Consider the following 23,133-nt stretch of genomic DNA (forward strand, 5'->3'; position numbering starts at 1 on the left):
ATGTTTTGTCCGGTCATCGAGCTGACGCAGCAGCTTATTCGTCGTCCCTCTCTCAGCCCCGATGACGCCGGATGCCAGGCGCTGCTGATTGCCCGCCTGCAGGCAATCGGCTTCCACATCGAAACCATGAACATCGACGACACGCTGAACTTCTGGGCTACGCGCGGTGAAGGAGAAACCCTGGCCTTTGCTGGTCATACCGATGTGGTGCCACCGGGTGACGCCAGCCGCTGGATCAATCCGCCATTTGAGCCGACCATTCGCGACGGCATGTTGTTTGGTCGTGGTGCTGCCGACATGAAAGGCTCGCTGGCCGCCATGGTGGTTGCCGCAGAACGTTTTGTCGCAGTCAATCCTCACCATAAAGGGCGGCTGGCGTTTCTGATTACTTCTGACGAAGAAGCCAGCGGCACCAACGGCACGGTCAAAGTGGTCGAGCGGCTGATGGCGCGTAACGAACGTCTGGATTATTGCCTGGTCGGCGAACCCTCCAGCAGCGAAATCGTGGGCGACGTCGTGAAAAACGGCCGCCGTGGCTCGATTACGGCTAACCTGACGGTACATGGGGTACAGGGCCATGTGGCCTACCCACAGCTTGCCGATAATCCGGTACACCGCGCGATGCCCGCGCTGAATGAACTGGTGGCGACCGAATGGGATCAGGGCAACGCGTTCTTCCCGGCCACCAGTATGCAGATCGCCAATATCCAGGCAGGCACCGGCAGCAATAACGTGATCCCCGGTGAACTGTTCGTGCAGTTTAATTTCCGCTTCAGTACCGAACTCACCGACAGCCTGATCCAGCAACGTGTGGCAGAACTGCTGGATCGCCATCAGTTGCGCTACACCATTGAATGGAAGCTCTCCGGTCAGCCCTTCCTGACGTCACGCGGTAAACTGGTGGATGCCGTAGTCAACGCCGTTACGCACTATAATGAAATCAAGCCGCAGTTGCAGACGTCTGGTGGCACCTCTGATGGGCGTTTTATTGCCCGCCTGGGGTCGCAGGTGGTCGAACTGGGGCCTGTGAATGCCACGATTCACAAAATCAACGAGTGCGTGAAAGCATCCGATTTGCAGATGCTGAGCCGGATGTATCAACGCATCATGGAACAATTGATCGCCTGACAGCGAGGAAAGGAGCGGGCCTGTGGAGTTTATTAAAGATTACTGGTGGATCCTGGTGGTCCTGCTGATGGTCGGTGTGCTGATGAATGTGTATAAGGATTTGAAACGCATCGATCACAAAAAGTTTATGGATAACAAGCCCGATCTCCCGCCTCATCGTGATTTCAACGACAAATGGGATGACGACGAAGACTGGCCGAAGAAGAAATAACGCGTTTGCGCCCTCGCGGTCGCGAGGGCGTGCCCGGTTACATTGTCATAATCACATCATCATCGCCGGGTTTAGCCCCGCCCAACGCCTCGTCAAAGTAGCGTTTCGGCACCGTGTACTGCAGATGATGCAGGGCAAAATTCATGCTGCGGTGGTCGATGGCGTGGGCCAGATCGTCCACAACATTCAGCGTGACGTCACCGCCGAGTGCGGTTAAACGCTGTTCGGCCTGATGAGCATGTGCCAGTGGCACGCGGTCATCATAATCGCCATGAATCAGATGCACCGTCGTGCGGGTGCTGGCGCTCTCCGGCAGGGTAATAAAACGTCCGCTGAACACCACTGCGCGTCCCGCCAGATCGTTGTGCGCTTTGATGCCCTCCAGCACCATGCTTCCGCCCTGTGAAAACCCGACCAGCGCCGTGGCTTCCGGACTTATGCCGCTCTGCTGCTGCCAGTGACGAACGGACTCAACAAACTGCGGCATACTGGCGTTAACGCACTGCTGCTCGCTTTTATCATGAAGTCCGGCCTCACTAAACCATTGACCGCCAGGCCCTGGCGATCCCACCGACACGACCAGCGCCGCAGGGAAGGTTTTCGCAAACCAGCTGCCAATTTCCCCCATGGCGTCAGGGTTATCACCCACGGCATGGTAAAGCAAAAACAGCTGGGCAACTTTCGGGGGTTGCTGAACAATTACATATCTCAGTGTCATCTCGACCTCCTGCTACTACTCTACGCGCCCTGGCGCAGGATCATATTGGGAATATTTGAACGAGTTGGTGGATTTATTGCAATTGCTGACGAAACCCTTCGCCATCAATGTTTTGCAACGCCAGAAGTGCTTCTGCGGCTTCCGCGCGCAGTGCGGTGATTAACGCCTTGCGTCCGTTTAGCTGCGCGGTCTGCGCCAGCCGGGACAGATTGGTGTCGGCCCTGACGGCCTGCCTGAGAAGGCGTAACGGAGCCTGGCTGACAATGACCAGACGCTGGAGCACCGCCAGGCTTGCTTCAAACGGGCGTTGTGCCCAGGCGAACCCGGCTGCGAGCCGGGCATCAAACGGGGTAAACGCGCAGTCATCGGCTGCGGACAAGGGCAATGCCAGTGGTATATGTGCGCTGAGAAATGACCAGTCCCGCGCCAGCTGCTGCGCCGCTTTCTGCTGCAACTGCCTGCCGGACGACGTCAGTCCCAGCAGCGCCATCGCGGCATAGCAACCACTGCTGGCTTCGCGCTGGCTGCCAATGCGCGCTAACGTAAAGCCACAGGCGCGCCAAAACGCCCATAACGCTTCAGTGTAGCCGAAACTCACCGAGATATAGTCGTATCCGGTCGCCGCCGCGCAGGCCGCCGCGACCAGTTGCCTGCCGGTTCCCTGACGGCGTCCGCGGGGTGCCACGGCAATCCGGCTGATACGTAAAGCCCGCAGCGTGGCGGCGTCGGTGAAACCGGCATGGGCCGCCAGTGACTGCGCCACCAGATTGCCGCGCGGCCGTCTGTGGCCCGCCCATACTGCCTGAGCTAACGCCTCGCTCAGTCCGCCCTCTTCCACCAGCCAGAGCGCGCCCTGCAATGCCGGGACAGTGCCCGCCAGCCACAGGTGCATACCTGGTGCATCCAGCAGGCGGCGTAAATCCAGCGGCGAGGTGCGATAATGAGCGCTGGTAAGCAGCTGATAAGCCGCCCGTAAGGCGGGCATATCCGTGCGTTCCGCCCGACGCGGACCACCCACTCTCGCAGGGGGCATATCGGGCGTTTCTTCAAACAGTAGCGCCTGATTCAGCCAGTTTTCCAGCGGATCGTTGCGCGCCCAGCGCAGCGGTTCATCCAGCGTAAAATGGCGCACCTGCTCCAGCTCCGCACAAAACTTCAGCATAAAACCACGTCCGCTGCCTTCATAACCCTGAATGGTCGTTACCAGCAACACGCGACGAAAACGCGCTACCAGCGCATGCAGCAGCGGTGCGGGAATCGCCGCCGCCTCATCGACAATAAGCCAGTCAACGTCTGGCACGGTTTCCAGAGCCAGAATGGCATCGGGCGCCATAAAGCGGTAGTGCTCACCCGCGAAGGCAGACAGGACGCCCGTAGCCACTTTTGCCGGGGCGGTAATAAGGCAACGTGTGTTCTGGCGGGCGAGCATCCCGGCCAGAGCCGATTTGCCTCTGCCGCGTGCAGCGGTCAGGACCGCCACGCCTGCAGAAAGGCCGTTCAGCTGACATAAGATTGTCTGCTGCTGGACGGTTGCCTGGCTGTGCCATTCCGGTAAGGCTGGCCAGTCGGGCACGTTAAGTGGCGACGGCTGCCGCAGTAAGAGTCCCTGCGCATCCTGTTCGATCAGGTGTTGCAGATGGCGGATAAAGTGAGGTGTGGCAATGGGTTCGCTGACGTCGGCCCAACGCAGGCTGTCCGCGTCGGGTTGCTGTGGCCACTGTCGCCACGGCGGCACTAACAGCAGCAGCCAGCTGCCAGCCGTCAGCGTGCCCGCCAGCGCGGCGAATGCCTCGGCATGAAAGCCCGATCGGGCATCGAAAACGGCATGATGAAACTCACGCCCCAGTAAGGTACGGAACGCCGCTGGCACACAATGCGGGCCGGGGCCGAGAGGGGCGTCACTCAGACACAGCCAGTCGCCCGCCAGTGCGTCGAACCAGCGCGCAGCCATCGTCAGGCTGTAGTCAGCATCACCACTGATAACGGCTACGCGCCGTATGCCCGCCGACGCCATCGCGCGGCTGGCGGCCGCCAGCGTCATCCTTTACCGGCGAAGGTATCGCACTGGCCAGGATTGCCGGTGTCAAAGCCACGCTTAAACCAGGTATAACGCTGTTGCGATGTACCATGGGTAAAGCTGTCGGGCACCACGCGCCCCTGACTTTTCTGCTGCAGGCGATCGTCGCCAATAGCTTCGGCGGCATTAAGGGCTTCCTGCAAATCGCCCACCTCAAGGATCTTCTCCTGTTCCATATAGTGGCCCCAGACGCCGGCAAAGCAGTCGGCCTGAAGTTCCATTTTAACGGACAGCTGATTGATCTGGCTTTGACTGGCGCCCTGCTGCATCTGGCGTACACGGGGCTCAATGCCCAGCAGCTTCTGCACATGGTGGCCGACTTCGTGTGCAATCACATAACCCTGCGCAAAATCACCGCCTGCGCCCAGTTTGTGTTTCATTTCGTCATAGAACGAAAGATCGATGTAGACGGTCTGGTCTGCCGGGCAATAAAACGGTCCCATAACCGACTGCCCGGTCCCGCAGCCGGTGCGCGTGGCACCGCGATACATTACCAGTTTGGGTGGCGTGTACTGCTTATGCATTTGTCTGAACAGCTTGTCCCAGGTATCTTCGGTCGTCGCCAGAATGACCGAGGTAAATTTGGCCGCTTCATCCTGATGGGGATCGGCGCTGCGCTGTTGCTGTTGGCTACCCGGCGTCACCTCGCCGCCCGTCAGCAACGGCGTCAGGTCATAACCGTAATACCCCGCGACGGCGACCAGAATCAGCATGATAATGCCCGCTTTACCGCGTGGCAGAGGAATGCGTCCTCCTCCCATGCCTGATGACTGATTACGGCGGTCTTCAACATTGTCGCTTTCGCGACGTCCTTGCCAGCGCATGTTTTGCTCCCTGTGGCCTGTTATGCAGATGGCATGATTTTAGTTGTGTGGGGCCGCAATCACCAGCTTTCCACCAAAATGAAAAAGGAGAGCCCGCGCTCTCCTTTTGCCGACAGACGAAGGGCAGACTTAGTCCAGCTTCACGCCCAGGCGACGGGCCACCGCTTCGTAAGCTTCAATCAGGCCACCCAGGCTCTGACGGAAGCGGTCTTTGTCCATTTTATCCAGCGTTTCTTTGTCCCACAGGCGCGCACCGTCCGGGGAGAATTCATCACCCAGCACGACCTCGCCTTTAAACAGGCCAAACTCCAGCTTGAAGTCCACCAGGATCAGCCCGGCATCATCAAACAGTTTGCTCAGTACGTCGTTCGCCTTGTACGTCAGCTCTCGCATCCGCGCCAGGTTTTCTTTACTGACCCAGCCAAAGGTTTCGCAGTAGGATTCGTTGACCATCGGGTCATGCTTCTCGTCATCCTTCAGGAACAGGTCGAACAGCGGGGGATTCAGGACCATGCCCTCTTCAACGCCCAGGCGCTTAACCAGCGAACCCGCTGCGCGGTTACGAACAACGCATTCTACCGGTACCATCTCAAGCTTTTTCACCAGCGCTTCGTTATCCGACAGCAGGGCTTCCATCTGCGTCGGAATGCCCGCTTCCTGCAGCTTCGTCATGATGAAATGGTTGAACTTATTATTGACCATGCCTTTGCGATCAAACTGCTCGATGCGGGCACCATCGCCTGCTGATGTATCGTTGCGGAACTCAAGTATCAGCAGATCCGGGTTATCGGTGCTGTATACGGTTTTCGCTTTACCGCGATACAACTCAGCTCGCTTTTGCATCTTATTAACTCCAAACATGAAAGATCCGGTTCTGAGGCAACATATTCAGGTCGATTGCCGTGACGCAATCGATTACCTCGACGTGCGCTATTATGCCAAAAAACAAAATAAAAAGGCCGGAGAATCTCCGGCCTGGGGTAATTTTATTTGTTCATTGCGGCCTGGAACACCGACACCAGCGCATCATTTTGCGCCTGCGTCAGCACATGGCCTTTAGGATCAATGAATTGCAGACTGGTTCGGTTATCGAGATCGCCAACCTGAACCTTGTAATCGCCGTTTGGCAGTTCAGGATCTTTGGCGCCAAGGCTGTCCCAGGTGCTGCTGCCCGGCGCTTTGTAGGCCACTTTCATGCTGCCGGTTGAACGGGTCGTGTCCGTGACGTCCATGCCGACGCGTTTCATTGCCGCAGGCAGGCGCTGCCAGGCGACGTTGAACGGCGTACGTAACACCAGCATAGGCAGGCCGGTATCATCCGCTGCACTCTGCACATCAATCGCACCGTTCACGCGGCCCGCTGCGGCGTTTTCATTCGCCGTGGCAACCTTGTCCATGCCCGCCGCAATCTCATTCAGCATCTGCGCGGTATAGCGTTGGATCTGCTCTGGCGAGGTGATGTTAGTGCCTTCCTGCTGCAGTTCCAGCAGACGCACGGTCAGCACCTGCTGATAGCTCTGTGATTTCACACTGATCTGGTAACGCCCGCGATATTGCTTGTCTTCATCTGCGCGGTTCCACTGCACCCAGTCGGTGGTCAGCTGCTGTCCGGCGTCATTGCGCGACGCAATCGGGAAGTTTTTCGCCTGCACAACGCCCACAACCTGCGACCAAATTGATCCACGGTTGTTGTCGAAAATCAGTGCGCCGGTGTTATTGCTGAACTGCGCGCGTGAGCCGTTCATCAAGGCCAGCGGCTGCGCCGGTGGACGGATATCCAGCTGCTTGCCAACCGGTGCCTGACTGGTTGACGGTGGGATATCGTATTCGCCGTTCTGAACAGGCAGAATCATGCCCGGCGGCGCTTTTAACTCACGCAGCCCGCTGGCCTGCAGGTAAGATTCATCACCGCTGACCTGGCGCTTATAACGCTGATCGTTCGAACAGGCCGACAACAGCATCAGGGTGGAAAGCCCCACCACCGTTGCAATCGTTGACCGCTTTACTGAGTAATTCATTCACACTCCCTAAATTATCGCAAACCCGCTTTCACCAGCGCCTGCTCCACTTTTGGCTGTGCAACCGCCGTCAGTGGCGTCATTGGCAGGCGCAGCGTGTCATTAGCGATTAATCCTAGCTGTTTTGCCGCCCATTTAACCGGGATTGGATTAGGTTCACAGAAAAGCGTCTGATGCAGGTGCATCAGACGCTGATTCAGACGGCGAGCTTCAACGAAATTGCCCTGCTGTGCCAGTTTGCACAGTTCGGCCATTTCGCGTGCTGCTACGTTTGCCGTCACCGAAATGACGCCGTTACCGCCCAGTTGCATAAAGTCCAGTGCGCTGGCGTCGTCGCCACTCACCAGGATGAACGCATCATCAACCAGCTCTTGGATCTGGCTGACACGCGATAAGTTCCCGGTTGCCTCTTTGATTCCGATAATATTTTTGATTTCAGCGAGGCGGGCAACGGTTTCCGGCAACATATCACAACCGGTACGGGAAGGGACGTTATACAGCATCTGCGGCAGGCTGGTGCTCTCGGCAATCGCTTTAAAGTGCTGGTATAAGCCTTCCTGGGTAGGACGATTATAGTAAGGTGTGACCGTCAGGCAGCCAACAACGCCTGAATTTTCAAATCGTTTGGTCAGCGAGATGCCTTCCGCTGTCGCATTGGCGCCGGTGCCGGCAATCACGGGAATACGCCCATCCGCCAGATCCAGGGTTTGCAGCACCACATCACCATGTTCTTCATGACTCAGGGTGGCTGATTCGCCGGTGGTGCCGACGGAAACGATCGCCGCAGTACCGCTGGCGACATGGTAATCAATCAGTTTTTTCAAGCTCGCACGGCAGACATTACCTTTGTCATCCATCGGCGTAACGAGTGCAACAATACTTCCCGTAAACATTGGCGATCCCCTCGACAAACAAGTGCTTCATGGTACGGTTTACACTTAGGGAAAAGCAAGCAAGCTCCGCTATTCCCGCGCTTGTCAGCAGTTTTTTTTATGTTTACCTTATGGTTATTAGCAAATGCACAGGGAATCCTATTTTGTCGCAATCTCAACCCCATCACTTGGTGATCACCGCTCTGGGTGTTGACCGTCCGGGTATCGTTAATACGATTACTCGCCACGTCAGCAGTTGCGGTTGCAACATCGAAGACAGTCGCCTTGCCATGCTTGGGGATGAATTCACGTTCATTATGCTGCTGTCCGGCAGCTGGAACGCGATCACGCTGATTGAGTCCACGCTCCCGCTCAAAGGCGCAGAGCTGGAACTGCTGATCGTGATGAAGCGTACGCACGCTACCGCACGCCCACCGATGCCCGACACGGCCTTTATCCAGGTCGAGGTGGCTGACTCACCGCATATCATTGAGCGCTTTACGGATCTCACCGATAAGCACCAGATGAACATTGCGGAACTGGTTTCACGTATTCAGCCTGCTCAACACGGCAAGCCCGCCACACTCTATATTCAGATGACGGCACACAGCCCGACGCGCAGCGACGGCCCGGCATTTGAACTGGCGTTTAATGCGTTATGTCAGGAACTGAATGCACAGGGTTCGTTACGGCTTTACAGTCTGAGCGATGCGGACACCCACGAACTGGTTGTACCCGGCAGGTAAAGACGAGCGCCTCGCAGACTGTTCTGCTACGTTAAAAGTACGGTCAGGTGAGGAAACCGTCTGAAATTGATAATTTTCCATTTGGCTGTTTCTCGCCTCATGGTGTATTAACCACAGCATGAACCGAAAAAATGGAGAGATGTGATGAATCCACTGAAAGCCGGTGATACCGCACCGAAATTTAGCTTGCCCGATCAGGATGGCGAACAAGTGAATTTAGCCGACTTCCAGGGTCAGCGCGTTCTGGTCTACTTTTACCCTAAAGCCATGACGCCAGGCTGTACCGTTCAGGCATGTGGTCTGCGTGACAACATGGATGAGCTAAAAAAGGCGGGCGTTGAAGTCCTGGGAATCAGTACGGATAAACCGGAAAAGCTGTCACGTTTTGCAGAAAAAGAGCTGCTTAACTTCACGCTGCTGTCGGACGAAGATCACCAGGTATGCCAGCAGTTTGGCGTCTGGGGTGAAAAAACCTTTATGGGTAAAACCTACGACGGCATCCACCGCATCAGTTTCCTGGTCGATGCCAACGGCAAGATTGAAAAAGTGTTCGACGATTTCAAAACGTCCAATCACCACGACATCGTGATGGACTATCTTAAGTCTGCATGAGCCTCTCAGGGCGCGGTGAAAACCGCGCCCTGATTGTTTACCGACTCAGCGTTTCGTCAAGCGTGGCATCCGGCCAGGCATGCACCACCGCCTTCACCAGCGTGGCGAGCGGAATCGCAAAAAATACGCCCCAGAAGCCCCATAACCCACCAAAGATCACCACGGATAATATAATCACCAGCGGATGCAAATTAACCGCTTCGGAGAACAACACCGGAACTAACACATTGCCGTCCAGCGCCTGGATGACCAGGTAGACGGTCAGCAATGTCCAGAATTCCGTGCCCAGCCCCCACTGAAACAGGGCGACGCCAATGACCGGTATCGTTACCAGCATGGCCCCAATATAGGGAATCAGGACCGATATGCCCACCAGCACCGCCAGCAGCAGAGAGTAGTTGAGACCGAGATACAGAAACGCCAGCCAGCTGGCGATGCCGACGACGATCATCTCCAGCACCTTGCCACGAATATAGTTGGTGATTTGCTGATTCATTTCCTGCCACACCTCGGCGGCCAGACCACGGTTTCGCGGCAGAACACGTCGCACGGCGTTCAGCATCTGGTCTTTGTCTTTCAGCAGAAAGAACACCATCAGGGGCACCAGCACCAGATAAATCATCAGCGTCATCAACCCGACCAGCGAGGCCAGTGAGTATTTCACCAGTGAGTCACCCACGCCGCTCAGACGACCACGCAGGTTCTCGACAATCACATCAATAATGCCGGCATCGACCAGCGCCGGGAAACGTCGGGGCAAACCGGCCGCGTAGAGATAGAGCTTGTTGAGCATGTTAGGCAGATCCCGCGTCAGGTTAATGCCCTGCTGCCACGCCACAGGCGCGACGATCAGCACTAACACCAGCAGGATGCCGGCAAACAGCACCAACACAATGCTGGTGGCCCAGCTGCGCGTGCAGCCAATACGTTGCAGGCGCACGGTTGGCCACTCAAGCAGATAAGCAAGAACCACGGCCACCAGCAACGGTGCCAGCAGGCCACTCAGGAAGAACAGAATGCAAAATCCCGCCAGCAGAATCACCAGCAGGCCAATCGCCTGTGGGTCGCTAAAACGGCGTTTGTACCATTGAATCAATAAAGCCAGCATGCCGTTGGGTCCATGACGTCATAAGGGGCCACGATTGTACCGGATATTTGGGGGCTGAAAAGGCGCGAAAACCGCGCTGACGAAAAATCCTCGCCGCTGGCGGCAGATCGTTGAACACCGCAGACGCTACGAATCAGATCGCGCCTGCGGCAATTCAGACCGGGCACCGGGCCCGGCTGCTGGCAGAGATGACGCCGTTATGCCTCATTCACCCAGATACGCATCTCCCCTTCTCCGCGATTGGCCCAACAGAACCAGGGAATAAAGGTTAAGGTCTGGGGTTGCGCCAGCGCAGGTGCCTGATCGTAATGCCACAGCAGCTGTTGCTCAGGTTCACGCACCGCTTTTCTGATCCCTTCCGCCTGAATCAGCACCTTGTGCGCAAAGACCCCCTTCCCTGCAAAGGTACGGAATGTCGCCGACGCAGGCAGCCACAGATTATGTAACTGCTCGCCGTTATCCGCCTGTTCCAGGCAATAGATCAAGGGCCCGCGCTGAACGGCCACCTTGCCCGCCACATGGCGCACCAGCGGATTGCCGTAAACCCGGCGCACCGGCATGGGCAGGGTTAACGTTACCGTATCGCCTTCCTGCCAGTGACGGGTCAGATACAGGTAACCTTTGCGCGCCGCCTCGTTCACTTCCGTCCCGTTACAGGTTATCTGCGGCGACGCACACCAGTCGGGCAGGCGCAAGGCCAGCGTATGGTTCACAGGCTGGGTGGAATCGATGGTGATCGTGACGGTTTCCTGCCAGGGAAGATTACCGCTGATCCGCAGGCCCAACGTTTGATTGCCAACCGGGATCTCGACCCGGTTACCAATATAGAGATTGATAAACAGCGCATCCTCGCGCGGCGTATAAATATAGTGGCCGAGAGAGGTCAGCAAACGGGCGATATTGGGTGGGCAGCAGGCACAGCCGAACCAGCGCTGACGAACCGGTTTCACATGATCGTAAATATGATTAAAAGGCAGGCTTTTCGGATGGACTTCCAGCGGATTGACGTAAAAGAAATGTTTTCCGTCCAGCGCCATACCACCCAGTACTGTGTTATACAGGGCGCGCTCCATGACATCGGCGTACTGGCTGTCCGCCTCCATTTCCAGCATGCGACGGGCAAACATCATCAGCCCAATCGAGGCACAGCTTTCGGCATAAACCGTATCGTTCGGTAAGTCGTAATCGCTACTGAACGCTTCACCGCTGCTCTGCGAACCGATGCCGCCGGTAATATAGAGCTGTCGCTGCGCCATGTTGTGCCACAGACGCAGACAGTCCTGTCGTTTCGATTCATCCTGGCTCAGCCGTGCGAGGTGCGCGACACCGGTCATCAGATAGACAAAGCGCACGGCGTGCCCCACCGCGTGCTGCTGTTCCGCAAGAGGTTGGTGCGCCTGGCTGTAAGCCTTGTCCTTGATCATCCACGCGGGCCCATAGGTGTGCCAGTACGACGTCTGACCACGCTTCTGGTACTCATCATCATAGAAGTGCGGCTGCGTTCCCCGCTGCGTGACAAAATAGTCGGCCAGCGCCATGTAGCGCGGCTCCTGGGTCACGTCATACAGCCGCATCAGCGCCAGTTCGATCTCCGGGTGACCAGGATAACCGTGCAGCTGCTGCTCGCTGGGGCCAAACACGCTGTCGATGTGATCGGCGAGTTTGCACACCACCGCCAGCAGTCGTCGTTTGCCGGTGGCCTGAAAAAACGCTACGCCCGCCTCAATCATATGTCCGGCGCAGTAGAGCTCATGACACTCGGCCAGATTCGTCCAGCGATCCTGCGGGGCTTTTACCGTAAAGTAGGTGTTGAGATAGCCATCCTCACATTGCGCCGCCGCGACCAGCTCTATGACCTCATCGGCGGTCTTCTCCAGCTCAGCATCCGGCTTCTGGCACAGTGACCAGGCCACGGCTTCCAGCCACTTTGCCACGTCGCTGTCCTGGAACACCATCCCATAGAATTCGCCCGTCTGCTGGCCCGCCGCAATGCGGAAATTAGCTATGGCATGGCTCGGTTCGGCGTCGTCAATACGATCGTTAAGCGCGGCCCATTGATAAGGGATCACCACGTCCCGCACCAGATGCTGATACTGACCAAGAAACGGATCGTGAATCTGGAGCTTATGCAGATCGACTTCATTTACAGACATCATGCTCTCCTTAAGACTGGACATGGCGAATACGCAGGTCATGCGAAATCTGCGTCATCATCGGGTTAGTCAGCTTGCAGGCACGGACGGCAAAGGCCAGCAGCAGGTGAAAGAGGGCCGGTAACAGCGTTTCCATGGCGGTAATCGCATGCAGCGAAGCCGGGGTTTGATTGCCTGTGCCCGGTTTATAGGCCACCGCAATAAACAGCAGGCTGATGATGACGGCACTGGATGCCCATGCCAGCTTGATAAAGAACAGGTTAAAGGCGAAATTCATCCCCGATGACCGGACGCCGTTTTTCCACTCGCCATAGTCATCGGCAAAGGCCATCAGGGCGAAGTGCAGCGGCAGGGTAAACCCAAGAATGACACCATTACTCAGAATGACCACCAGCCAGAGACTCTGCCACGCCGGCCCAACCGGCAGAAACCACATGCACAGCGCCACCACCGCCAGCACGATATTGGTCCAGAAGTAAAGCCGGACGGTATCAATGCGTCTGGAAAGCGGATTCACGATGAACGAGCCCAAAATGGAGGCTAAGGTCACCATGGTAAAAAACAGGGAGGTATAGGCCGTGCTTCCCTGAAGGACATAGGTAATGAAGTACATATAGCCGCCGCCGCGGATGTTGAAGACGTTAATCAGCAAAAAGGACATCAGCAGCATCAGTAACAACTGATCGTTTTTGCGTAACCCGGCCAGATGTTCCCGCAGGGTGAACTTGCCCAACGTATCCAGCGGTACGCGCTCCCGCACCCAAAAGAAACAGCACAGAAACATCACCACTGCCAGTCCGCACAGGATCCCGACCCCTGCGCGATAGCCGAGCACCGCGTTTCCTTTTCCCAGTTCAGCGACCAGCCACGGCAGCCCTACTGAGACCAGAAAGCCAGCCACACCACACAATACAAAGCGCCAGGACTGACAGGACAACACTTCCGAGTGGCGCGTCGTCATGGTGTTAATCAGCGCGCAATAGGGCACATTGATGGCGGTATAGCTGAGTGAGAGCAGCAGGTAGGTTGCAAAGGCCCAGACCAGTTTCATGTCCATGCTAAGCGCAGGCGCGGTGAAAGTCAGCGTGCCAATAATTCCGACAGGCAGGGCTATCCACAGTTGCCAGGGACGAAAGCGGCCCCACCGGCTATGCGTGCGGTCCGCTATCACGCCCATCACCGGATCCGATATCGCATCAAAAATGCGCAGCACCATAAACAGCGTACCGACCAGCGCTGGCGTTAAGCCAAACACATCGGTATAGAAAAAGGTTAGAAAATTCGTTATCAGGCAGGTAATGACGGTGCCACCGGCGTCACCCAGTCCGTAGCCGATTTTTTCACGCAGGGACAGTATCTGCTGTGTGTTCGACTGCGCCAGTGTGTTCTGTTCAAGTGTCGTAGACGTCATAAAGTCTTCCTCATGCAGGACAGAGAGGGTTGCCCGCTTTATAACGGGCTTATCGGTGTTTTGGCGCCTTACCCGATGTATTCTGTCAGGAATCGGCTAACCCACAAGAGAACGAAAAAGTATAAAAAAGGGAGGATTCCGACCTGAGCGTTAAACTGTGAGCTTGATCAGACATGGCGGCTATTTTTAGTTAATAATCAGGGAGAAGAGTCTAAAAAACGCTATCAGCAGCGGGAAAAGGCATCATGATGTTCGACTTATCCATCGCGTTTCCGGTTCGGGTGCAAAACGGCGGTCTGTTTATTTCGCGCGGGACAGGGTCACATCCGGCGCGCAGACTGACCTCCTGGGAAATTATTTTCGTTGAGCGTGGGCAACTCACTATCCGTGAGGACGACGTGCTGTTTCGCGTGACGGCGGGAGAAAGTTTACTGCTCAGGCCCGGGCACTGGCATGTGGGAGAAGGCGTATTTCCGCCTGATCTGAAATTTTACTGGCTGCATTTCGACTGGTTGAAACATCCTGTACCGCAGACAACGTTACACCAGAGCCTGCTGCACCTTCCTCAACATACGCGCGTAGGCGATCCGGCTTATGTCATTGCCCTGTTCCGGCAGTTTCTCAGTGAACAGCAGAATATTCACCGTAGCGTGGCGCTGGAGTGTATTTTACTGCTTATCCTGCAGCAGCTTACCGTCCCGGCCATGCAAGAGAACACCGTTGACAGCCCCGGTGCCGATCTGGCCTGGAAGGCGAATCAGCTGATTCGCACGCAGTATCATTTGCCCCTGTCCACCTCGGGTCTGGCGAAAACGCTGCACTGTAATGCAGATTACCTTGGGCGGGTTTACCGGCGCGTTTTCCGCTTAACGCTGACGGAAGCCATTCACCGCCAGCGTATCGTCATGGCAGAAAAATTGCTGACCGGGGATTCCCTCTCGTTAACCGATGTGGCGCGTCAGTGTGGCTTTAATGATGTCGGATACTTTCGCCAGATTTTTCGCAAGCTAACGGGCTTAACGCCCGCCAGCTGGAAGCGACGCTACTGCCGGGAACATATCAATTCCTGAGCGCAGCCCTGCTGCATCGGGCATCGTTTCTGCCTTCAGACGATGAAAAGGGTGCGCCGCTTTCGCGCTATTTCGCGACGACAGTGCAGTTACGTCCTGCGTTTTTGGCCTGATAGAGCGCATCGTCGGCACGCTTCAGACTGGTTTCCAGCGGCACGCGGCGTGCACTCCATTCGGCCACGCCAATTGAGAGCGTGATATTGCCGACATTTTCCACCGCCTCGCCTGCGATGCTCAGACGTATGCGCTCAGCGATGGCCTCGGCGTCGGCCAGACTGGTATCCGGTAACAGCATCAGGAACTCTTCCCCGCCGTTACGGCTGACAATATCCTGCTTTCTGGCGCTTTGCTGGAGCGTTCTGGCCACCTGCTGGATCACCCGGTCGCCGACGTCATGGCCCCAGTTATCGTTAACGTTTTTGAAATGATCGATATCCAGTGCCAGCACGGCAAAAGGCTGTTGCAGCGTCTGGAAATAATCGAGCACGGCATTCAGGCCACGTCGGTTGAGGAGCTGAGTCAGCGGATCGGTTTGTGCCTCAGAACTCAGACGGCCAATCTTATCCTGCACCAGCCCGATACCGGTCAGCAGGGCACGTTTCACCTGCGCCGCCTCAAAATACCAGGCATGAATGCCGCCGATATCGTTGGTGGCGCTCTGACCATCAATCTTGCTGGCTTTGCGGGCCAGTTGCCAGAGCGGCATAGCGATCATCCGGGCCAGAATCACCGCCACCAGCAAGGTCAGAAGCGCGAAGGGAACCGAGTGTTTCAGGACTTTAAGTATCAGACCCGACAGCGGTTGCAGCGTCGCGTCTACCGGTTTTAGCGCCACGACCATCCAGCCCGTGGTCGGAACGATGGCATAGCCCGCCAGCCGGGTGGGTTTGTCGGTTTCCGTTAACACCAATGAACCGTTGTCTTTTTCCTGCCGTTCACGGTCGCTCAACAGCGGCGGTATGGTTTTGCCAACCAGTTGCCGGTTCTGGTGATAGAGCACCTGATTATTGCTGTCGAGCACAAAGACGCTGGTGCCGTCCCGGTAAAACTGTTCACCCAGCAGGGCATTCAGAATGCTTTTCTTTTTCAGGTAAATGGTGCCGCCGACATAACCGAGATAGCGTCCCTGACTGTTCCAGATGGGCCATGAGACAAAGATAAGCAGGTTATTGGCGGCGGAAACCGTGGGCTTGCTGATCATGGGCTGCCGGGTTTGCAGCGCTTCACGTGACGCATCACTGGTCAGATGCATGCCGGTCAGGGTCAGCGACTCCGGCGAGATGGCCCGCACCGTACCGTTTTCATCCACGACGGCCACCGAGTTAAAACTGTCCGTCTGCTCGCGCAGGCGATTCACTTCCGTTTTTAACAGTTCTTCGTTATCGAAATCCTTTCCCAGTACATTGGCACTAAAGTGCAACTGTGACTGCGCCAGACGAAAAAAAACCTCACTGGTCGAGGCCAGCTTAGCCGCGTAGGCGCGGTTGGCTTCCAGCGTACTGTCGATCAGCACCATGCGCTGCACGCGCCATGTGGCATATAAATTATTGGCCAGGGTGATAACGATGCTGATGATGACCAGCAGCGCAATAAGCGTGCGTAAGTCAGCTCTTGGACGGAAATTCATTAACATGGCGTTGACGCCACAGTGCGAAAATTCATTGTGCTGTGCCTGGCTCTGTTGTTTTTATCATATCGCGGTTCTACAGCCTGTAAGTCTACACGCTGTAGGACATTTTGAGCAGGCTTAAGCACAGTACAGTTCAAAAAATCGCCCTGACGCGCATTTAATCGATTAAACCGTTTTCGTCATAGAAGGGCCAGGGGCCGTCGTAGTCGCCGATTGCGCACTGGTGGGTGGTCATGCCCTGCTCTCGTTGCCAGCGATGCAGCAAAAACCCCGCCGGTTCCAGCACAAAATTGGCCGGGCCATCCGGTTGCAGATCCAGCGCAACCTGGTGAGAAACGCCGGGCGCAATACAGGCCAGCGTGCCGGCAAACCGCGTCTGAACAGCCCGATGTACATGCCCACACAGCACCCGTTCAACCTGGGGATGGCGGGCAATAATCGCCGCCAGAGCTTCGGGCTGACGTAATCGCTGGCGGTCCATATGATCAATACCGCAGACAAACGGCGGATGGTGCAGCATCACCAATGTGGGCATGTCTGGTGACGCAGTGAGTGCGTCATCCAGCCAGCGAAGCTGCCGATCATCAAGTTCACCCCATGGCTGGTGCGGCACGCTGGAGTCCAGCGCCAGTAGCTGGACGTCCCTGACGATAAGCCGCCAGTTGAGCGTCGGGCCCTGTTGCAGATAAGTGTGATCGGGAAACGCGGCCCGCAGGGCCTGGCGGTCGTCATGATTACCTGCCATCAGGTAAAAGGGCCGTTCCAGCCCCTCCAGCGCCTGGCGCAGCGTCTGGTACTCTGCGGCGGTGCCGAAATCCACCAGGTCACCGGTAATCACGACCACGTCAGGACGCGGTTGCAGTGCATTCAGCGTGGCGATGGCCCGCAGTAACGCCGTGTGCGTATCGACTTTCTTATAAGACAAACGCCCCTGCGCTTTAATATGTAAGTCACTGATCTGTGCGATCAGCGTAGGATTAGCGGACACTCTTTCACTCCTTAAGCGGTAAATTCCAGCGCTGCCTGCCCGGCCAGTGACCAGCTGATACGCTGCCCGGCATGCCAGTTTTCGCGCGCGTGACGCTCGACCTGGATGGGCTTATCCAGGCCAATATCGATCTGCAGGCGTTGAGAGGCACCGAGAAAGGTGCTGGCGACGATACAGCCGTGTCGGGCATAGCGCCCCGCTTCTGCCAGCAGGACATCCTCTGGACGACAGAATCTCACCGGCTGCCCCTGCTCATCGGTTTCAATGCAGTTAATCGCGCCCACGAAGTCCGCCACAAAGCGCGAAGCCGGACGCTGATAAATGGCCTGCGGCGTCGCAATCTGGACCAGGCGGCCCTGCTCCATGACCGCAATACGGTCGCCCAGTGCCATGGCTTCCTGCTGATCGTGCGTCACATAGACGGCGGTAATCGCCAGCTTTTTCAGCAGATCGCCGATGTCTGCGCGCAGGCGTTCGCGCAGTTTGGCGTCCAGCGCCGCCAGCGGCTCATCAAAGAGCAACACTTTAGGCCGGGCCGCCAGGGCCCTTGCCAGCGCAACGCGCTGCTTCTGACCACCAGAGAGTTTATCGATATGGCGCTGGGCCAGTGCAGTCAGATCGACCAGTTCCAGCATCTCCTGGACTCGTGCCTCGCGTTCGGCACGCGGGATGCCCTGCACTTTCAGGCCGTAGGCCACGTTTTGCGCCACGTTGAGATTGGGAAACAGCGCATAGTTTTGGAACACCATCCCGACGTTACGTTTTTCAATCGGCAAATCGGTCACGTTGCGATCGTCAAACCAGACTTCACCCGGCGCATCGGTACGCTCCAGGCCACTGATAATGCGCAACGTCGTGGTTTTGCCACAGCCCGATGGCCCCAGCAGCACCAGGGTTTCGCCAGCGTGCACGCTGAGATCCAGAGGATGCAGCGCCTGGTGATGCGCAAAACGGCGCGCGCAGCCGCGCAACGTAACGTTAACAGCATCGTTATTCATGCCTTTTCCTCGCTGAGTGGCTGACGTGACTGACGTTCAAGCCAGTGATTACAGGCGTTAAGCATCAGCAGCAGGGGTAAAATCATTAAAATGAAGATCAAGGTGTACGCCGAGCCGACTTCCAGCCGCATGGAGGCATAGCTGTCGGCCAGGCCCACAGGCAGCGTTTTGGTCAGCGGTGTATGTAACATCCAGGTAATATTGAATTCGCCAACCGACAGCGTCGTCACCATAAAAGCCCCGGCAAGAATGCCGTTACGGCAGTTGGGAACCACCACGGTGAAAAAACGCTGCCAGAAGCCTGCCCCCAGGCTGGCGGCTGCCTCTTCCAGTCGGGGCAACTGGATAGCCTGCATCACGGCCAGAACCGGGCGGATCATAAACGGCAGCGTAAACAGCACATGGCCAATCAGGATAAAAACCCAACTGTCGCGCAGGCCGGAAAACTGGCCGTACAGCAGGATAATCCCCAGCGCCGTCGCCAGGCCCGGTAGCGCCACGGGCAGCATCAGGCACTCTTCAATACGTGACGACCAGCGCGATGGCGACTTGAGTAATCCCCAGGCGGCGGGCACGCCGACAACCATCGTGACAAGCAAACAGCTCACCGCGATCATCAGCGACAGCCAAAACGTGTCGCTGTACATGTCCCACACCTGTTCAACCCACTTCAACGTCAGCCCGCTACGCAGGCCGACAAAGTCGTTTTGCGTGACGCCCGCCAGCATGGATAACACCACCGGCACAATCATGAACAGGGCGGTCAGCGTCGTGATCGCGATTTGCAGCCAGAACAGTCCACGCCGTTTCATGAGGTCTTCTCCTCCCGGGATTGGGTCAGTACACGTGCCAGCATCAATCCCAGCCAGGCCACCGCGCCCATGACCACCGACAGCGCCGCCGCCGTGGCGAAGTTAGCATAGTTAGTAAACTCGCCGTAAATCGTGAGTGGCAGTACGCTCAGGTCGGTGCCCAGCGTAAAGGCGGTGCCGAATGCGCCCATACTGGTGGCAAAACACAGCGCACCGCTGGAGAGCAGTGCCGGTTTCAGACCCGGTACAATCACGTCACAAATAATGCGCCACTGGCTGGCGCCCAATGAGCGGGCGGCCTCCTCCAGCGAACGATCCAGTTTTTCACTGGCGGCGACCAGCGTGACAATGGCGCGGGGCAGTGAAAAGTAGAGATAGCCAATAAACAGCCCCGTAAGCGAGTAGGCCAGCGTCCAGCGTTCATGAACCAGTTGCATACTGATCTGCGCCAGCACGCCCTGCCGTCCCGCCAGCATCACCACTAAAAACCCGACCACCACGCCGGGGAACGCCAGGGGGAACGTGAGCAACGCCAGTAAGGTGCCGCGCCCGGCGAAGCGCTGGCGAGCCAGAAAACAGCCCACCACGCTGGCAATCGCGAGCGTGACCAGTGTGACCGCCAGCGACAACAGGACGGTGTTAAACAGGCTTTGCAGATACTGGGGCTGGGTAATCACTGTCCAGTAACCACTGTGCCGGGTGCTGCGATCCGGCGTCATGCCCATCTGTAATAAACGGGCAAAAGGCAACAGCCAGAAGGCGGCAAAAAACAGTAAGGCCGGCAGCAGCATCCATGGCCAGTTGGCCCCCTGCTCACGTCGGCGAGACCGGTGGCGCGAGGCCACCGGTAAACCGCTGCGGGCATTCGACAAGGCCATTACCGAATCTCACTCAAATAACGGGCAGAGAAGGCTTTCTGTGCATCAGCCATCTGCTGGTAGTCAACAGTATGGGCGCGCGCGTAATCGCTGTCGGGCAGGAAGCGCTTTTTAGCCTCTGCGGACATCGCAGAAGGCCGCACCGGGCGCAGATAGGCGTTAGCCCAAATCGCCTGCCCTTTATCCGACAGCACGTAGTCCATCACTTTCTTGCCATTGGCAGCATGCGGGGCGTTTTTTACCAGACTGATGACGTAAGGCACCGTCACCGTGCCTTCCTGAGGAATGACAAAGACGACGTTGGCGTGATCTTTATACTTCGCGCGATAGGCATTGAAGTCGTAATCCAGCAAAATCGGGATTTCGCCAGAGATAAGGCGGGCATAGGCGGTTTGTTTAGGCACAATCGGCTTGTTGGCCTGCAGCTTTTTGAACCACGTCAGCGCGGGGGTAAAATCCTGCATCGTGCCCCCTTTCGCCTGGTTCACCGCCACGGCGGCGACATAGCCGACAAACGCACTGGCGGGATCCAGATAACCCACCATGCCTTTGTATTCTGGCTTCAGCAGGTCGTCCCAGGACGTCGGCACCGGCGCGCCGCCCAGGGCATCGACGTTAACCATAAACCCCATGGTGCCAGAGTGCAGCGCGACCCACTTACCCTGCGGGTCTTTCATCCCTGCCGGAACCTGATCCCAGTTGGCGGGTTTGTAGTCGGTCACCACGCCTGCCTGTGCCGCCTGAATCCCAAAACTGACACCGTAATACACCACATCGGCGACGGGGTTATTTTTTTCGGCGACGAGCTGCGCCAGGGCCTGGCCGGAGTTTTTATTATCCTGCGGCACGACAATACCGGTGTCTTTTTTGATCGCCTGGAGCTGTGTCGCCCAGTCCGCCCATTCCGGTGGGCAGTTGTAGCAAATCGCATTCTCCTCGGCCTGCGCCAGCGGGCTGGATAATGCACAGGCGGTAAGCAACGCCGCGCTGGCAAACAGCGCAATTTTATTGTGTGTAGACATGATGTTTTCCTGATGTTGAAGAATGAAAAATTGCCGCGATGCTCTCGCCTGAACGCAGGTGGTGGTCCAGTAAGCGCGAAGCCTCAGCAGACGAATCGAGAAGCATATCGATGGCGCAGGCACCCAACTGCTCGCTGGGCTGCACCACGCTGGCCAGTGAAGGCGAAAGCTGTTCACCGATAGCAATACCATCGAAGCCCATAACAGACAGCTGTTGCGGTACGTTAATGCCTGCACGCGCGGCCGCCCCCATCAGGCTGATGGCCAGGAGGTCGTTACTGCAAATTACGGCGGTCAGCGGATCGCTGCCCGTCATCAACGGTAAAAAAGGATCGAACAGGGCGTGAATGTGGCTGGGCATATCAACCAGCGCGCTGGGCGTAAAGCCTGCCTGCTGCATCGCATCGCAATAGCCGAGGTAGCGCTGACGTGCACGGTCAGACTGCAACATCGGCCCTGCCGCCATGACAATATGCCGATGGCCCAGCGCGATCAGGTGCGCAGTGGCTTCTGCCATTGCCCGGCGGTTATCCACACAGACGCTGCGCCAGGCGGTGTTCTGCGGCATGTTATGCGCCAGAACGAAAGGCATGCGGGCTTCAGCCAGGGTGGGTAATACGGCGCTGCTGTCAGCATCTGACACGGTCAGGACCATCCCTGCTACGCGCTGACGCAGCATGTGTTCAACGATCGACGCCTCACGTTCTGGCTGATAATCCGTTGTCGCGACCAGCAGGCCATAACCCGCCAGCCGGGCCTGGTGCTCCATTGCCTGAAGCTGTAACGCAAACACCGGGTTACTGAGTGATGGCAGCAGTACGCCCAGAGTGGTCGAACTCTGCGTACGGAGCTGGCGCGCAATATGGTTGGGGCGAAAACCCAGTGCTTCCGAGGCATCCAGCACCTTTTTCAGCGTGCCAGGTTTAAGCAGATGGGGATCGGAAAAGGCACGTGCGGCGGTGGCGCGCGAAACCCCAGCCCGTTCTGCCACACGAATTAAGTCACTCATTTCACCCTCGTCAGTCGCCAATGAGATCGATCTCATTGGCGCTTACACTAAAGGCGTTTTATGACATGCACATCGCGGAAAGATGACGTTAAGGTGACAGCGGCGCGCACCGCCATCGCGAGACTTACAGCATCAAAAAGGCATAACCCTGGTTTTGCAGCGTGGCAACGGTGGTGCCGCTGGAGATCGTGTGGGTGACGCGCGTATCAATCCAGTCACGCTCGAAATGGTGAAACGCCACTGACTGATCGCAAATGGACACTTTCACGCCCGCCTTTTCCAGTGCGCTAATTAACTGGAGGTTAGGATTATCCACCCCGTATGCTTTATGAAACTGTTCATTATTCAGTGCGGCGGGAACGGCATCACTGTTAATTGACACGACGAAATTCAGTTTATCTAACGGTACACCTGCGGCGTAATAGAGATTCGTGACGCGTGCCACGCGCTCCAGCCCCAGATTAGGCCGACGAATATCGCCTTCACTGCGATTAATTTGAAAAACAATTTTATTACTGAGATCCGCTACCGTGCCGGGTTTATACGCGGGTGTATCCACATAATGTATTTTTCCATAGCCCTGAATGGCCGGAGTGCTCCAGTAATCACTGGGTTCTGTTTTACTGGCAACTTTACCGCTGACCTTGTCGACTAATACTGGCAACTGCATAACATTCCCGCCAATAAATCCCGCTACCGCCGCTACCACAATAAAGGCTGCTGGTCGCATCACTCACTCTCCTGCTGTTTAAATCTGATGTATACCGTGCTACCGCAACGTCGGCGGCTCCTGAAGATGACGGCGGCTTATCTATATCACAGTGGTACAACGCGGAGAGCAGCTGAAA

22 protein-coding genes are annotated in these 23,133 nt (G+C 56.8%); 5 read left to right on the forward strand and 17 right to left on the reverse strand.

Annotated features, from left to right (window positions below):
• Together dapE and G5574_RS07570 are read left to right on the forward strand one after the other, a co-directional pair.
• Nucleotides 1–1,128 (forward strand): succinyl-diaminopimelate desuccinylase, encoded by a 1,128-nt coding sequence (dapE, locus tag G5574_RS07565; RefSeq protein WP_164482397.1) that lies wholly within the window; start codon nt 1–3, stop codon nt 1,126–1,128.
• 22 nt (nt 1,129–1,150) lie between these two features.
• Nucleotides 1,151–1,339 (forward strand): YpfN family protein, encoded by a 189-nt coding sequence (locus tag G5574_RS07570; protein ID WP_006120420.1) that lies wholly within the window; start codon nt 1,151–1,153, stop codon nt 1,337–1,339.
• Nucleotides 1,340–1,376: 37 nt separating this feature from the next.
• Here G5574_RS07570 and ypfH read toward each other — a convergent pair whose 3' ends face one another.
• The 6 genes from ypfH to dapA all read right to left on the reverse strand — a co-directional run bounded on the left by ypfH (nt 1,377) and on the right by dapA (nt 7,869).
• The gene (gene ypfH, locus G5574_RS07575; protein ID WP_006120422.1) at nt 1,377–2,057 is read right to left on the reverse strand and encodes an esterase; all 681 of its coding nucleotides are present in this window, start codon (nt 2,055–2,057) and stop codon (nt 1,377–1,379) included.
• Between the two features lie 73 nt (nt 2,058–2,130).
• Nucleotides 2,131–4,098, reverse strand: coding sequence for a tRNA(Met) cytidine acetyltransferase TmcA (locus G5574_RS07580; RefSeq protein WP_164482398.1), 1,968 nt, complete (start codon nt 4,096–4,098; stop codon nt 2,131–2,133).
• On the reverse strand, nt 4,095–4,958 hold the full coding sequence (gene ypfJ, locus G5574_RS07585; protein WP_164482399.1) for a KPN_02809 family neutral zinc metallopeptidase: 864 nt from the start codon (nt 4,956–4,958) through the stop codon (nt 4,095–4,097). The genes G5574_RS07580 and ypfJ overlap by 4 nt, the downstream gene beginning before the upstream one ends.
• A gap of 129 nt (nt 4,959–5,087) precedes the next feature.
• Nucleotides 5,088–5,801 carry a phosphoribosylaminoimidazolesuccinocarboxamide synthase gene (gene purC / locus G5574_RS07590; RefSeq protein ID WP_033740988.1) on the reverse strand — a complete coding sequence of 238 codons (714 nt, stop codon included), beginning with the start codon at nt 5,799–5,801 and terminating at the stop codon, nt 5,088–5,090.
• A gap of 143 nt (nt 5,802–5,944) precedes the next feature.
• A complete protein-coding gene (bamC, locus tag G5574_RS07595; protein ID WP_164482400.1) occupies nt 5,945–6,976 on the reverse strand; it encodes an outer membrane protein assembly factor BamC in 1,032 nt (343 codons plus the stop codon).
• Between the two features lie 14 nt (nt 6,977–6,990).
• Nucleotides 6,991–7,869, reverse strand: a complete 879-nt coding sequence (gene dapA / locus G5574_RS07600; RefSeq protein WP_033740842.1) for a 4-hydroxy-tetrahydrodipicolinate synthase — start codon at nt 7,867–7,869, stop codon at nt 6,991–6,993.
• A gap of 110 nt (nt 7,870–7,979) precedes the next feature.
• Between dapA and G5574_RS07605 the strand changes: the two genes are divergently transcribed.
• The gene (locus G5574_RS07605; protein WP_369974380.1) at nt 7,980–8,594 is read left to right on the forward strand and encodes a glycine cleavage system transcriptional repressor; all 615 of its coding nucleotides are present in this window, start codon (nt 7,980–7,982) and stop codon (nt 8,592–8,594) included.
• Nucleotides 8,595–8,738: 144 nt separating this feature from the next.
• On the forward strand, nt 8,739–9,206 hold the full coding sequence (bcp, locus tag G5574_RS07610) for a thioredoxin-dependent thiol peroxidase (RefSeq protein WP_006120436.1): 468 nt from the start codon (nt 8,739–8,741) through the stop codon (nt 9,204–9,206).
• Nucleotides 9,207–9,243: 37 nt separating this feature from the next.
• Here the strand turns inward: bcp and G5574_RS07615 are convergent, their stop codons facing one another.
• The 3 genes from G5574_RS07615 to G5574_RS07625 all read right to left on the reverse strand — a co-directional run bounded on the left by G5574_RS07615 (nt 9,244) and on the right by G5574_RS07625 (nt 13,878).
• Entirely contained in the window at nt 9,244–10,314 is a 1,071-nt protein-coding gene (locus G5574_RS07615) for an AI-2E family transporter (RefSeq protein WP_006120437.1), read from the reverse strand.
• Between the two features lie 197 nt (nt 10,315–10,511).
• Nucleotides 10,512–12,467, reverse strand: a complete 1,956-nt coding sequence (locus G5574_RS07620) for a glycoside hydrolase family 127 protein (RefSeq protein ID WP_164483215.1) — start codon at nt 12,465–12,467, stop codon at nt 10,512–10,514.
• Nucleotides 12,468–12,477: 10 nt separating this feature from the next.
• Nucleotides 12,478–13,878, reverse strand: a complete 1,401-nt coding sequence (locus tag G5574_RS07625; RefSeq protein ID WP_164482401.1) for an MFS transporter — start codon at nt 13,876–13,878, stop codon at nt 12,478–12,480.
• A gap of 248 nt (nt 13,879–14,126) precedes the next feature.
• Between G5574_RS07625 and G5574_RS07630 the strand changes: the two genes are divergently transcribed.
• Nucleotides 14,127–14,948, forward strand: a complete 822-nt coding sequence (locus tag G5574_RS07630; RefSeq protein ID WP_039339919.1) for a helix-turn-helix domain-containing protein — start codon at nt 14,127–14,129, stop codon at nt 14,946–14,948.
• Between the two features lie 67 nt (nt 14,949–15,015).
• Here G5574_RS07630 and G5574_RS07635 read toward each other — a convergent pair whose 3' ends face one another.
• From G5574_RS07635 to G5574_RS07670, 8 genes are all read right to left on the reverse strand, one after another.
• Nucleotides 15,016–16,581: a sensor domain-containing diguanylate cyclase gene (locus tag G5574_RS07635; protein WP_164482402.1), complete on the reverse strand. Its 1,566-nt coding sequence runs from the start codon at nt 16,579–16,581 to the stop codon at nt 15,016–15,018.
• Nucleotides 16,582–16,735: 154 nt separating this feature from the next.
• Nucleotides 16,736–17,566 carry a phosphodiesterase gene (locus G5574_RS07640; RefSeq protein WP_054687314.1) on the reverse strand — a complete coding sequence of 277 codons (831 nt, stop codon included), beginning with the start codon at nt 17,564–17,566 and terminating at the stop codon, nt 16,736–16,738.
• 11 nt (nt 17,567–17,577) lie between these two features.
• Nucleotides 17,578–18,564: an ABC transporter ATP-binding protein gene (locus tag G5574_RS07645; protein ID WP_033740849.1), complete on the reverse strand. Its 987-nt coding sequence runs from the start codon at nt 18,562–18,564 to the stop codon at nt 17,578–17,580.
• Complete coding sequence (locus G5574_RS07650; protein WP_039339924.1) at nt 18,561–19,376, reverse strand: ABC transporter permease; 816 nt, start codon at nt 19,374–19,376, stop codon at nt 18,561–18,563. The genes G5574_RS07645 and G5574_RS07650 overlap by 4 nt, the downstream gene beginning before the upstream one ends.
• Nucleotides 19,373–20,254, reverse strand: coding sequence for an ABC transporter permease (locus G5574_RS07655; protein WP_033740851.1), 882 nt, complete (start codon nt 20,252–20,254; stop codon nt 19,373–19,375). Before G5574_RS07655 ends, G5574_RS07650 begins: the two co-directional genes overlap by 4 nt.
• The gene (locus G5574_RS07660; protein ID WP_039339928.1) at nt 20,254–21,276 is read right to left on the reverse strand and encodes an ABC transporter substrate-binding protein; all 1,023 of its coding nucleotides are present in this window, start codon (nt 21,274–21,276) and stop codon (nt 20,254–20,256) included. The genes G5574_RS07655 and G5574_RS07660 overlap by 1 nt, the downstream gene beginning before the upstream one ends.
• Nucleotides 21,260–22,285: a substrate-binding domain-containing protein gene (locus G5574_RS07665; protein ID WP_164482403.1), complete on the reverse strand. Its 1,026-nt coding sequence runs from the start codon at nt 22,283–22,285 to the stop codon at nt 21,260–21,262. Before G5574_RS07665 ends, G5574_RS07660 begins: the two co-directional genes overlap by 17 nt.
• 124 nt (nt 22,286–22,409) lie before the next feature.
• Nucleotides 22,410–23,015, reverse strand: a complete 606-nt coding sequence (locus tag G5574_RS07670; RefSeq protein WP_164483216.1) for a DsrE family protein — start codon at nt 23,013–23,015, stop codon at nt 22,410–22,412.
• Between the last annotated feature and the right edge of the window lie 118 nt (nt 23,016–23,133).

This window comes from Pantoea stewartii, from assembly GCF_011044475.1.
In the GTDB taxonomy this organism is placed as follows: domain Bacteria; phylum Pseudomonadota; class Gammaproteobacteria; order Enterobacterales; family Enterobacteriaceae; genus Pantoea; species Pantoea stewartii.